10 protein-coding genes and 1 pseudogene are annotated in these 13,214 nt (G+C 61.3%); 2 read left to right on the top strand and 9 right to left on the bottom strand.

All coding sequences use genetic code 11. The features are described 5' to 3' along the window. The 8 genes and pseudogenes from BSIN_RS25985 to BSIN_RS25980 form a co-directional block, all read right to left on the bottom strand. A pseudogene (locus BSIN_RS25985) lies at positions 1-184 on the bottom strand (hypothetical protein); the annotation flags it as partial. A gap of 224 nt (positions 185-408) precedes the next feature. After that, complete coding sequence (gene ppk2, locus BSIN_RS09155) at positions 409-1,338, bottom strand: polyphosphate kinase 2 (protein WP_089340238.1); 930 nt, start codon at positions 1,336-1,338, stop codon at positions 409-411. A 449-nt stretch (positions 1,339-1,787) separates the two neighbouring features. Next, positions 1,788-3,269 (bottom strand): OmpW/AlkL family protein, encoded by a 1,482-nt coding sequence (locus BSIN_RS09150; protein WP_089340237.1) that lies wholly within the window; start codon positions 3,267-3,269, stop codon positions 1,788-1,790. Positions 3,270-3,275: 6 nt separating this feature from the next. After that, the gene (locus tag BSIN_RS09145; protein ID WP_059520307.1) at positions 3,276-4,574 is read right to left on the bottom strand and encodes an HlyD family secretion protein; all 1,299 of its coding nucleotides are present in this window, start codon (positions 4,572-4,574) and stop codon (positions 3,276-3,278) included. Between the two features lie 11 nt (positions 4,575-4,585). Next, the gene (locus tag BSIN_RS09140) at positions 4,586-5,608 is read right to left on the bottom strand and encodes a lysophospholipid acyltransferase family protein (RefSeq protein WP_069235964.1); all 1,023 of its coding nucleotides are present in this window, start codon (positions 5,606-5,608) and stop codon (positions 4,586-4,588) included. After that, the gene (locus BSIN_RS09135) at positions 5,605-7,728 is read right to left on the bottom strand and encodes a peptidase domain-containing ABC transporter (protein WP_069235965.1); all 2,124 of its coding nucleotides are present in this window, start codon (positions 7,726-7,728) and stop codon (positions 5,605-5,607) included. The genes BSIN_RS09140 and BSIN_RS09135 overlap by 4 nt, the downstream gene beginning before the upstream one ends. A gap of 129 nt (positions 7,729-7,857) precedes the next feature. Then, positions 7,858-8,055, bottom strand: a complete 198-nt coding sequence (locus BSIN_RS09130) for a hypothetical protein (RefSeq protein ID WP_059520304.1) — start codon at positions 8,053-8,055, stop codon at positions 7,858-7,860. Between the two features lie 269 nt (positions 8,056-8,324). Further along, the gene (locus tag BSIN_RS25980; RefSeq protein WP_069236444.1) at positions 8,325-8,498 is read right to left on the bottom strand and encodes a hypothetical protein; all 174 of its coding nucleotides are present in this window, start codon (positions 8,496-8,498) and stop codon (positions 8,325-8,327) included. A gap of 282 nt (positions 8,499-8,780) precedes the next feature. Here BSIN_RS25980 and BSIN_RS09120 point away from each other — a divergent pair, with 282 nt between their 5' ends. Then, complete coding sequence (locus BSIN_RS09120; RefSeq protein WP_089340236.1) at positions 8,781-10,211, top strand: TolC family protein; 1,431 nt, start codon at positions 8,781-8,783, stop codon at positions 10,209-10,211. Between the two features lie 245 nt (positions 10,212-10,456). Here BSIN_RS09120 and ggt read toward each other — a convergent pair whose 3' ends face one another. Beyond that, entirely contained in the window at positions 10,457-12,175 is a 1,719-nt protein-coding gene (gene ggt, locus BSIN_RS09115; RefSeq protein WP_089340235.1) for a gamma-glutamyltransferase, read from the bottom strand. A gap of 223 nt (positions 12,176-12,398) precedes the next feature. On the opposite strand from ggt, the gene BSIN_RS09110 reads away from it, so the two are divergent. Next, positions 12,399-12,917: a metal-dependent hydrolase gene (locus tag BSIN_RS09110; protein ID WP_059520300.1), complete on the top strand. Its 519-nt coding sequence runs from the start codon at positions 12,399-12,401 to the stop codon at positions 12,915-12,917. The last annotated feature ends 297 nt before the right edge of the window (positions 12,918-13,214 follow it).

Raw genomic sequence — 13,214 nt, 5'->3', positions numbered from 1 at the left:
GCTTGAGCCACACGTCGTTGCCCAGCCGCACCGACAGGTTGCGCGCGCGTTCAAGCTCCGTTTCGCGGGCGACGTCGTACACGCGAGCGTTGAGAATCGACGTCAGATAATCATTGAGCGCGGGCGCGGGCGCGACTGGCGTGTGGGCTTGAGACGTTTGCTCAACGGCACCGGCTGACTGCATGGACAGGCTCCTCGATGGTGGATGTCCCGGCAGGCGGAAACAAAAAACCCGCCTCACGGGGCGGGTTTGCAGTGATCGAGACTCGGACGCGCGCTAACCCACCATTCGATGAATGGTGCGAATAATAATGTGCGCGAAGTAAAGACGAGCCGAGTTCATGCGGGGCAGCATGCGCCGGCAGGCAAGATTTGTCAAGCCTCGGACGCCGGCCGCAGCCGTCCCGCTCAATAAATCTCCGGCACGATCATGTCGTCCGGAACCGGCCGCCGAATGTAGTCGGGATGGTGCTCGCGCTGCGGCAGATGCACCGGCTCGCGGTCGATATCGTGATACGGCACGAGGCTCAGCAAATGATGAATGCAGTTGAGCCGCGCCCGTTTCTTGTCGACGGCCTGCACCACCCACCAAGGCGCCTCGGGAATATGCGTGCGCAACAGCATTTCCTCCTTCGCCGCCGTATACGCCTCCCAGCGGCGCCGGCTTTCGAGATCCATCGGACTCAGCTTCCATTGCTTGAGAGGGTCGTCTATGCGGTTCTGGAAGCGCGTCTCCTGTTCCTGATCGGTGATCGAAAACCAATACTTAATGATCTGGATCCCGCTGCGCGCGAGCATCTTCTCGAATTCCGGCACCGAGCGGAAAAATTCCTCGTATTCGTCGTCGGTGCAAAAGCTCATGACGCGTTCGACGCCCGCGCGGTTATACCAACTCCGATCGAACAACACGATCTCTCCACCGGCCGGCAGATGCGCGACATAGCGCTGGAAATACCATTGCGTGCGCTCGCGGTTGCTCGGCGCGGGCAGCGCGGCCACCCGGCACACGCGCGGGTTCAGGCGCTGCGTGATGCGCTTGATCGCGCCGCCCTTGCCCGCCGCGTCGCGCCCCTCGAAAATCACGACGAGCCGATGCCCGGTGTGCACAACCCAGTCCTGCAGCTTCACAAGCTCGCCTTGCAGACGGAACAGTTCGCGAAAATAGCGCTTGCGCGCGTCACGGCGCTCCTCGGAGAAAATCGATTCGTCGTCGAAACGGCGATCGTCCAACTCCATTTCAAGTTCCTCGTCATACGCGTCGACGAGATCCTCTTCAAAACGCCGCTGTCGCTCTTCCAACGCCGCCATGTCGCGCCGCTGCGTATCCTGCTCGCCCATCCCGGCCTCCTTTCCTATGCTGGTCGCGTCTGCGACGCCGCGGTGCAATTATCGCAGGCCAGGCGTGTCGCGGGCATGACGGTGCGCGGCCCGGCACCGCGAGCCTGGCTTCGGCAGCGATGGCCGCAGCAACGCGTTATTCCCTCATCGGGCGGTATCGATTGGTTTTCGCAGACGGCTCGACCTCCATGTCGACGCTTCGGCAAACCGGGGCGACGCAACTTGCCGAAGCATATCAGCCGCGATTTTCTTCTCCGCTCAGGCCGGTTCGACCGGAAGAATCGCCCGCGCGAGCGCGAGGCCACGTCTGAGCGTTCGCCGACGCTTCACTGCCGCGCCGACGCTGCCCGCGCCGCGCCCTGCGCCCCAGACCGCCGGGTAATCCTCCGACAAATGCCGAGACCGCCGTTTCGGCCGTTGCATGATCTGCAAATTCCAAAGCTTCGGATTCAGAAACGATAATTGAGCAAAACCGTGCAGAGTATCGGGTTTGCGGAGAGCTTCACCGAATTTTTCGCGAGTACCCGCTTCGGATCGTTGATATTGACGTTGATCGTCGTGCGCAGCGCCATGTAAGTCAGCGACCCCGACAGCGACAGATTACGGGTAAGCTGATAATTCGCGCCGAGCGTGAAAACGGGCGACCACGCGCTTCTCACGGACGCCGTTGCATGCGCACCGGTCGGCAGAATCAAATCGGCGCCTGCTTGCAGCAGCCGGTTGAGCGCATCGGGGCTGGTAAGCAGCGATTGCAGCGTGCCGATCGACATGCCGGCCGACAGCAGCCCGCCAAGCGACGAGAGCTTTTGCGCGAACACGGAATTCAGGCTCGTGTGCGTGAAGCGCGTATAGCTCAAGCCCGCTCCGAAGTAAGGCCGGAATCGATCCTCACGCTTGCCCAAATAATATTCCATCAAGATCGTAATCGGCCACGCGCGCGTCGTGCCGAGCGGATTGCTGTTCGGGTTTGCGAGATTGATGAGCGGCAGACTGCCCGACGTGCCGGGAAAAATCTTGTCGAACGGCAAACCGATGCTGCCTTTGCCGTACATCGTCAGCTTCGGCGGCAGCCCGGCAAGCAGCTTGGCGGTCACATGCTCGGTAAAGAAATGCGTGAATGCCAGCGCGAGCGTGTTCATGTTGTTGATCTGCACGCTGCTGCCCGGATTGTCGAAAGATCCGATGCCGAGCGCGCCCGTCTCCGTCGTCACGCGTGTCGAGCGGCCCGTCGTCACGATATAGTGCCAACCGATCCCAATCATGTTGCTGTCGTCGCCTTGCAGTTGCTCGACAATCGACGGCCATTGCGCCTCGGGCAAATCCGGCAGTTGCTGCGAATCGATCGGATGAAGCTCGTAAGGCATCCGATCGTAACGCACGCCGGCAATGAAGCGCGGCGCCGGGCCCGCGGGCGGGCGTACCGGTCCGTCGCCGGGGCCGCACACGTGATCGCCGCACATATCGGTCGAATTCGACGGCGACGCGGCGCGTTCGGATCGAGCGCTCGCGGATAGCCGTCGCTCGGAAGGCGCTCGGTTCGGAACGTCGGCAAAACCGATGCCGTCGTCACCTTGCGCGCCCGCGCCGGGCGCGGCCAAAGCCGATGCGTCATGCCCGAGCGTGATCGTTTCTTCGGTCAGCCTGCGCGGCGGCGCATTCGGATCGACGGCCGGCGCAACGGCGCCCACCGTTGCGCCACGCGTCCTGCCGGCTTGCCCCGGCGTTCTCCATGAGCTTGCGTCGAAGCCCGGCGCGTCGCCGCCCGGATAGAAACCGATGCCATCTGCGCCGTCGCGCCAGCGGGTGGAATCCGCGTCCTGTGCTTGCGCGGCGCCCGCCAACATCACGAGCGTCGCGCCGAACCAGCACGATGCCGGCACGCGCCAGCCGCGACACGCTCGTTGACGGTGTTGCTTGTCCTTCTTGCGCATGAGCGATTACGCAGGCGTGCCGAACATTCGCTGCCGGATTCGATAGAGCGGCTCAAACAGCCATTCGAGCAGACTGCGCTTTTCCAGCACGATATCCGCCCTCAGCAACATCCCTGCTCGCAACGCCAGCGGCTTGCCTTCGAACACCGGCTGCCGATCGGCAAGCTCGACCCAGCTCTTGAAATAAGTTTGCGTCGCGTTGCTGCTATCGGTGGGCAAATTCAATTCCTTCGCGGAAAACGCCACGGGAGACACCGACAGCAGCTTGCCGCGGTACGTGCCGAATTTCTCGACCGGATAGCTGCCATACGCGAGCTTCACTTCCTGACCCGGCTTGATGAAGCCCGCTTTCGACGACGGAATATACAACTCGGCGACCAGCCCGTCGGCCTTTGCCGGCAGGATTTCGACGACGCGGGTATTCGACTGGTCGATCACGCCGCCCTGTACCACGTCGAGGCGCACGATCTGTCCGTCGGCCGGCGCATACAGTATCTGGTTGACGTTCTCGTCGATGTTGTATTCGCGCGAGTTCAGTTCTTCCTGCTTGATCTTCAGTTCGGCATTGGAGCCGTCGTACTTGCTTTGCATCGTGTCCAGATCGCCGCGCAGCTTCATGATGTTCTTCACGAGATCGGCCTTGCGCAGCAGCAGATCCTGAAGCCCTTGGCTTGCTTGCAGGAACTGCGTGTTCACTTGGTTGTACTGCTCGAGCGTGACGACCTGCTCGTTCAGAAGCTGCTTCACGCGATCGCGCCGCTCCTGGTTTTCCGACACGATACGGCGCTGATCCTGGATCTGCTTGTCGATGAGTCCGCGGCTTTCCGACAGCGCGGCGATCTGCTGATTGGTCTGCTGTATCGACGATTGGTACTCGAGCTTCGCGGCATCCATTTGCTGATTGACCTCGACGCGCTGACGCTTGATCGAGTCGCGCATTTCCTGCGCGTTGTTCGCCTGCGCGACGAAGCTCGTGTCACGCGTGACGCTCATCAGTTTCTGCCCGGCCTTCACATATTGATCCTTCGTGACGAATACCTCGCGTACCGCCCATCCCGGCGGCGCGCCGACACCGATCAACCCCGAGCGCGGTGCGAGCGTACCCACCACGCTTTCGGTATTCGCGTATGAAAGGCGCACGAGTGCGATGATGAACATCGCGAACATCGCAATCGACAGGTAGCAGAAAAACCGCATCGACACCGGCACCCCAACGACGCCGTTGATGACGGTGCCGAACGTCGTGCCGCGCGCCAGCTTGCGTGGTGCCTTTTGCTCTCTCAGTGATTCAGTCCAGGCAGGCATGGGAATACTCGTCAAACGTTCTTGAGCGCGGGCTCGGAAGCGCGCGTGCTGTGCTCGAGCAACGGGGAAGGCATCAAATACGGGGCGAAGTGTTCCCAGAAGTGCCACTGCTCAGGTTGCTTCACGAGCGCGTCCTCGAGCCGATCGACGATCAGCTGGTGGGTCGTCAGCACGCGCGATGCGTTCTCCGGCGTGTTCAGCATCCGCGATCCGGTGGTCGAACCAAGCTCGACGAAATGCACGGTGCAGCGATCGCGAAACGGCACGCCGGTCGCATACGCGACGAGAAGCGGAATGCCCTGCTCGACCGCCAGCTTCACGCCGCCTCCGGCGAGTCGGATCCAGCGGCCGCCAAGCCGGCACGGGTTGGTCTTGCCGAAGCGGCCGTGCAAATCGGAGAACAGCAGGAACACCGGCTCCTCCTTGCGCAAGCCAGTAATGAGCCGCCGCAGATGCACACGCTGCTCGATGTCGATCAGATCGATCTTGCCCGCGCCGAATTCGTTGACGAGCCGTTGCGCGTCGTCGAAAAACGCGCCTGGCGCATCCTTGTGCATCACGATCATCATTTTGCGATCCTCAGGAATCAGGAAACGCAGCTTCGTGACGAACATCATCAGGTTGCCGAAATGCAGCCCCGCGAGCATCAGCGGGCCGCCGCGCGCAAGCGCCTCGCGCAGCAACGGCTCGCCTTCGCATTCCATCCCGTCGAGCATCGTCTTCATCGAACTCAGGCTATGCGTGCGCAGCATCAGGCCCGCAAGCTCGGCCTCGAACAGTTCGTTGACGACCCGGTCGGCAACCTGCCGGATCCGGGTCGGATCGTCGTTCAGATGCGCGCTCATCATATGCGCGATCGAGCGCTCGATCGAATAGCGGATCGACGGAAACAGCCGCAAGCACGTGCGCGAACACCAGCGCATCATCCCGAGCCCCTGCTCGGGCGATCGGCCAAGCGCGATACGCCGGACGATCCGCCGAATGAAGAACGAATACGAGAATGCGTTGAATAGAAAGAGCCGAACCAACGTCATCTTGGCACCTCGAATTCCTGCTGCTGAGCGCGATCGATCTCGGCAAGCTTGCCGTCGCGCATCTCGTAGATTCGATCGACCATCGATAGGATCGACGCGTCATGCGTGACGAGCACGATCGTGCACGGCAGCGTCAGCACGTTGCGGCAGATCTCATGCGTCGTCGCCTGGTCCAGATTCGACGAGAATTCGTCGAGAATCAGCAGGCGCGGCTCGCAATACAGCGCACGTGCAATCAACAAGCGCTGCATCTGCCCAGCCGACAGAAACTTCTGCGTGTCGCCCAGCGGCGTATCGTAGCGGTTGTCGAGCATATCGATGTCGCGATCGATACATGCGAGGCGCGCCGCCTCGAACATCGAACCGAGGCGAGGCGCCGGCGCGAAGTTCGTGATGTTGTCCCGGATCGTACCGCGAAAGAGCTGATCGGACTGGGTGACCGCCGCGATATGCTTGCGGTACAGCCGCAAATTCACTTCCGATAGATCGACGCCACCGACAAACAGCATATTCGGCGCAGGCTTGTACAGGCCGCAAATCAGATTCAGCAACGTTGTCTTGCCGCTGCCGGTACGCCCGACGATCGCGATTTTCGAGCCGGCCGGCACGTCGAGGTTGACGTTCTCGAGAATCGCGCGGCGGCCGCCCTTCGGCGTGTAGCTCAACGAACGAATCGATAGCGAACCGTCGAACTGCTCGACCGAACGCACGGCCGCATCGGGCGCCGGCTCCTCGGTCTCGGTCTGCAGCACGTCGGCGACGCGATCCATGTGGACCTGCAATACCTTGCGCCGCACGTAAAGCTGAATCGAATCGATGAACTTGTCCGCAAACAGGTTCTTATACTGGATGAACGCGTAGATCACGCCGATCGTGCTTTGCCCGTGCATCACGAGCCACGCGCCATACGTGACGATCACCAGTTGCTCGACATGCACGATGCCCTTCGAGATAGCATCGAACAGAAGCTGCAGGCGTTCCTGTTGGCGGATCGCCTGAAGTTTCTGCGTGAAGGCGTTCACCCACAGATTGCTGCGCGACGTCTCCGACGACAGCAGCTTGATCGAATGTGCGGAACGGATGTTCTCGATCAGCAGCGCGTCGGCCTCGGCGCCGCGCGTGAGGATCTGCGACATCGCATCTTGCAACTGAGGCTGGATCGCCAGCCGCGACAGCGCGAACAGCACCATCCCCGCAAGGCTGATGCCGGCGAGCACCGGACTGTAATACAGCATCAGCACGAGCGTCAGCACGCATGTGACGATATTGAGCAACCCGCCGATCAACCCGTCGACCAGAAAGCGCCCAACCTCGGACATGGACGATACGCGCGAAATCGAATCGCCGGTATTGTGGAACAGGTAGTAGCCGATCGGCAGCCGCGCCAAGTGTCCGACCATGTTCGACGAAAGCTGCTGCGAGATGATATTGCGCAGGTAGCTCTTGATATTGCCGACGAGATTCGAGTACAGCGTATCGAACAGAAACACGATGCTGAACAGAATCGTCAGCAGATACAGGATGTCGATGTCGGTTTTCTTCAGCGCCTCGTCAATCGTCAGTTGGACGTAAGAAGGGCCGAGCAGCAGCAGCAATTGCGTCGCAATGCCGGCCCCCACGCCGATCAGCAAGCTCTTGCGAATACCGGTCAGCCCGTTCAGATAATCGCGCAGACGAATCCGGTCGGTCGTGCCGGCATGTTTGAAACCGATATCGGGATTGAGTTCGAGCGCATAGCCCGTGATCTGCGAGAGCGCCTGCGCGAGCGGCATCTTGGTCTCGCCGAGCGCCGGATCGACGATATGAACGTTGCCGTAGCCCACCTTCGTCAACACGACGAAGTGGTTCATCCCCCAATGCAGAATGCAAGGCAGCTTCAGTGCATCGATCTCGTTCGCCTCGAACTGGAGCCCGCGCGAGCGCAGGCCGAGATCGTTCGCGATCTCCATCAGCTCGAAAAACGACAGGCCAGAATCGATCTTGACCGGGTAGCGATTGCGCAGCGTGCGTAACGTCGTGTCGCGGCCGTGCCAAGTCGCGATCATCGCGATGCACGCCAGGCCACACTCGGTTACCTCATCCTGAAGAATGGGCCGGACTTTCTTTGTATTGAACCACATAGCTTGCGAATCGCTGGATACGACAATAATGCCGAACCGCACGCGGCGCGCTCGGGCTCAAGGCCGTCGCGCCGGTGCGGCGTGAGCGTCGCGGCTGCGCGCGACGAGCAATACGGGCGAGTTGCCGGCTTACCCATGCGAGCCCGAGCCGGAGCCCAGCGCCATCTTGAATTGTTCGACGGCCTGGTACTGGGCTTGAGCCAGGAGCGCCTGCATCGTGGGCTCGATCGCTTGATTCACAAGGGAAATCGTGTAATTGGCTGAGTTGGCGTAAATCGAACCTCCGCCGCGGATGTCTCGTGCCTGCTCTTCGGATATGGACTTCATTGGGGTAGCCCTTGTCTTATAGCAACGGTCTCGACGACATTCCGGCCCCGCATCCGCCTGCGCGAACACCCGCTCCGGAACTCACATGCTTCGACCGCGCCGTCTCCTTCCTGACATACTTCGCCCGATCACCGACCAGCACAAAAGGATGGCGCTTTTGCGACTGGATCGGCAACGAATTGCCATTTAATGCAAATACCGCTTCGCCATTATGGCTTGATTGCAAACCACACAATACGCGGGGGGCGCCTCCCCGCGCAAAGTACGACTTACTTGCCTTGGTTGTTATACGTCTTCGGGTTCTGCAGGTAATTCCCCAGTTGCGGCGCGAAGGTGGCGAGCGAGCTCAGCACCGGGCCGGTTTGGGTCAGCAGCAGACCAATCGAGCTGATCGGGCCGCCACCACGGATTTCCTGAGCCTGTTCCATCGACATGACCTTCATTACTATCTCCTCGTAAAAAATAAAGAAGACCACAAGAACTGCTAAAAAAAGCCAACGGCCGTATATAACCGAACGACATTTAATTTTTTATCGATACGATTACTAGCCGGAATCAGGCTATCATGCAGGCAAGCCGGAAACAAGCTAGCTGATCCCCTGAAATCACGACTTTCCGGCGCGGCGACGTTCCCCAAAAAGATGCATGCGTTTCAATTTAAATTTTAAAACGTTTAATCTATGTCGCCGATGGCTTGTGAGGAAAGGCTGGAGAGGGAGACGAAGATGTTTGAAACATCGGATTTGAATAGATCATCGGAAATTCGATATGCGGGTTTTCACTTAAAAGAAAAATTCTTTAATTTATGTAAATATGTTACAGGAGTGACTGGAATTGCGACAGTCATCGCACTGTGCACCGGCCCCACCAATGCAAGTGCGTTTTGTCTAGATGAAGCGTATCAGCACGCCGTCACCAACGATCCCAAATTCCTGCAGGCGCGCGCCGCATACGATGCCGCTCGGCAAAAATTTCCCCAGGCCCGCGCGCAGATGCTGCCGCAGGCGAGCGCCGTGCTCGAATGGGGCCGGTACGGTACGAATGCGAAGCTGTTCGGGTTCAACGTCAGCAGCACCAACAATGCCGCCTATGGCGCCGCGCAGGTCACGCAGGCGCTCTTCAACATGCCGTATCTGTACGATATGAGCCGTGCGCGCGAAATGGAGGAATCCGCGCGGCAGCAGCTCGAAGTCGAGCGCCAGGATCTGATCATGCGCGTGGCGAACGCCTGTTTCGATCTTTTGTCCGCACGCGAGAAGCAGCAGCTTGCCGACGACGAAGTCGACGCCCTCACGCGGCTCGCGAGCGACACACGCCGCATGGCGCAGCTCGGCATGAAAACGATCGGCGACACGGCGGAAATCGAGGCGCGGCGCAGCCTCGCGAAATCCGAGGCGCTGATTGCCGGCACCGAAGTCGAGGCGCGCAAGGCACGCTACGAAACGCTGCTCGGCTCCGAAATCGATTTCGCGCGCTGGCCGCGTCTTGCGATGCACGGCACGTCGCCCCGCATTCCGTCGGGTGATTACGCGCCGCAAGACAATCCGTCGTATCAACAGGCGTATCGCGATCTGCGCACCGCGCAGCTTACGTCCAAGCGGATCAACGCCGAGCACTTGCCGACCGTCGACTTGTTCGCCTCGTATTCGCGCGGCCTCAACCCGAACCTGCGCGGCGTCACCGATCAGTCCAATTTCCACCAGAGCGCAATGGGCGTACAGGTCACGATCCCGATTTTCTCCGGCGGGAGCGTGTACTACCGGCATGTCGAAGCGCAATACGTCGCCGCGCAATATCAGAACCGGTTGCGCGAAGTCGAGCAGCAGCTGAGCACCGATCATCGCGAAGCGCTTGCGTCGCTGCAATCGATCGGCGCGCGCATCCTGGCGCTTCAGCAGTCGCTGCAGGCGGCGCAGCTTGCGTATGATTCATCGATGAAGGCGCACAGCGTCGGCTACAGCACGACCTACGAGACGCTGAACCTGCGCAAGGATATCTCGAATATCCGCGAGAAGCTTTTCGAAAGCTATCTCGATGCGCTCAAGCTGCAACTGAAGCTCAAGAGCGTTCTCGGCACGTTGAACGAGCAGTCGCTCGTCGCCGTCGACAACTTCCTCGACAGCAACGCGGAAACACCGAATTCGAGGAATCAGTGAACGCGACGGCTGCAGACGTGAAAGCCGGCTTGCGGCGGCTTTAAAGGCGGCAGCCGTCATGAAACGGGCCTGATCGGCGTGAACCGATCAGACCCGTTTCACGAACAAACCATGCGATACGTTATCCGAAGCATGTTTTTTGAGATGGCCGGGCAGCGGGCTTTGCAAGCGCAAAAGGAAAAGAAAAACCGGCCGGCCTGCGCTACGATCGCGCTCCCCGCCTGCCCAGCGGGGAGCGCGCTTATTTAGCGGATCACGCGCGACACGCCCCGGCCGCGCGGATCGGACACCGCCTCGGGCGTCTTGCCGTCGATCCGGATGGCCTGGATATCGCCGCTAAAGTCCTGCCCCTTCAGCGTGTAGCCCTTCGCCTCGATCCCCTTCGCGAGATCGCCGTCGATCGGCCGGTACGGCTCCCAGAAGATGGTGTTCGGGGGCAAGAGCTGGTGATGAAAGCGCATCGCGGCAACCGCATCGTGCAGCGGCATCTTGAAATCGTACAGGTTGGTGATGACCTGGAAGATCGACGTGAAGATCCGCGAGCCGCCGGGCGTGCCGATGACGAGCGCGACCTTGCCGTCCTTCGTCAGAATCGTCGGCGACATCGACGACAGCGGACGCTTCTTCGGCTCGATCGCATTCGCATCGCTGCCGACCACGCCGAACATGTTCGCGACCCCCGGTTTCGCGGAAAAATCGTCCATCTCGTCGTTCAGCACGATGCCGGTGCCTTCGGCGACGACGCCCGAGCCGAAGTAGCCGTTGAGCGTGTACGTGTTCGACACCGCGTTGCCCCACTTGTCGACCACCGAGAAGTGCGTCGTTTCCGCTTTCTCCGGCATCGACGTGCCGAGCCCCGGCAGCACGCTCTTCGTGTCGGACGGTTGCGTCGGATTCACGTCGGCCGCGCGCTTGGCGATGTACGCATCGTCGATAAGCTGTGCGACGGGCACCTTGTAGAAATCGGGGTCTCCGAGATACTGCGCGCGATCGGCAAACACGCGCTTCTCGATCTCCGCGATCAAGTGCACGTATTGCGGCGAATTCAGCGTCACGCCATCGAAATCGGCCCGGCGATCGGCTTTCATCTTCAGAAGCTGCACGAGCCCGATGCCGCCCGAACTCGGCGGCGGTGCGGTGTATACGCGATAGCCGTTCCAGTTCGCCTCGATCGGCTGGCGCCAGACCGCCTTGTACTGCGCGAGATCCTGCTTCGTGATCAGGCCGCCGCCCTGCTTCATGGCGGCCGCGATCAGATCGGCCGTCTTGCCGTCGTAGAAATCCTTCGCGCCGTCGTTCGAAATGCGCGTGAGCACCGCCGCGAGATCCGGCTGCTTGAAGTTCGCGCCGGTCTTCAGGGCACCGAAGTATTGATCGTAATTGGTCTTGCCGCCGAACTCCTTCGACGCGTCGACGCCGCGCTGCGCGAGTTGCTCGTCGATGATGAAGCCGTCGCGCGCGTAGTGGATCGCCGGCGCGAGCACCTGCTTCCATTTCAGCTTGCCGAAGCGCTTGTGCGCCTCCCACATCCCGGCCACCGTGCCCGGCACGCCAACCGCGCGGTAGCCGTACAGGCTCATGCCGCTGACGACGTTGCCGTCCTTGTCGAGATACATGTCCTTCGTCGCGGCAAGCGGCGCGCGCTCCCGAAAGTCGAGAAAATACGGCTTGCCGTCGACATAAATGTTCATGAAGCCGCCGCCTCCGATGTTGCCGGCTTCCGGATACGTGACTGCCAGCGTGAAGGCGATCGCCACCGCGGCATCGACCGCATTGCCGCCCTGCTTGAAAATCTGCTGGGCCGCATCGGCGCTGTATTTGTCGGCGACGGCGACGGCCGAGCCGTCCAGCACGGCATGCTGCGGCGCTTTGGCCACCGCAGGCGCGCCGGGCAGAAAGCTCGCGACGGCTGCGCCCAGCAGCGTCGCGAGCATCGACGATTTGAAGCGGTTGGCGGCGTTCATTGATTGTCTCCCATCTCAATCTCCTCGTTTCGCTGAAATTGGGGCAGAACGCCCCTGAGCAGGCCCTTATAGCACGGTTGCGAATTCAGTCAAAAATGGTCAGTTCTACCCATCCGGGCACACACTGAAAAATTTTTATCCGCCACCGCGTGCCAGGCCGTGGCCGAATCTGCGAAGATAGCGCCCCCTTTCCTTTCCGGCCGCACGCGCAGCGCAATACGCAATGGCATCACAAGCAGCACATCATGCAAGCGGCTGGGCCGCGGGTCTAGTCGCCGCGGCGCTGGTCGCGCAGGCGGGCGCGGCGGGACCGTCGCACCTCTTTTGCATCGCGGCATTCGCAGCCGGCGTCGCGGGCGGCACCGCGCCCGATTGGCTCGAACTTGCATGGTGGCGCCGCTCGCGACGGCGCTGGATCACGCATCGCACCGTCACGCATTGGGGCATCGCGTGGCTCGCGGCGTTCGTGTTTGCTTACCGCTCGCTCGGGCACGGGCATCCGTGGGCCGCGCCGCTCGTCGGCTTTGCGTGTGGCGGCCTCGTCCATCTGATCGCAGATTGGCCGAACCCGCTCGGCATTCCGTGGATCTGGAAGCGTCATTCGCTGAACTGGTGGAACAGCGGGCACTGCGATCTGATCGTCGTCGCGGCGGCCTGGGCCGGAGCGCTATGGCTCACGCAAGCGGCGTGGGGACATGCAACGCCGCTCGCGCATTGGCTCGGATGGTTGCGGCGGGTTTGACCGCGAACGAGCGCCCCGCCGATCAAGCGCGCCCGCACCGGCGCGGCGGCGAATCGCTTTTCTTCTCAACCAATCATCCCGATCGAGCAAACGTTGCGGCCGCTTGCGGGGCGCACGCCGTCCGGTTGGGCAGCCTCCCAGCCGCGCGCGCCCGCATTGCGGCAGGCTGCGCGCGACAACCGGCATCGCGTGGCGATGCCTTCGACATCCGGCTTAACCCCGCACGGCTCGCGCTCGGCACATCCGCGCGGCGTCTGGCACACTTATCGTTCCGGCCGCCAATGCCCGGCCCGCCCC

Origin of the sequence: Burkholderia singularis (genome assembly GCF_900176645.1) — a bacterium.
GTDB lineage: Bacteria > Pseudomonadota > Gammaproteobacteria > Burkholderiales > Burkholderiaceae > Burkholderia > Burkholderia singularis.
This window is presented reverse-complemented; position numbering and strand designations above follow the sequence as displayed.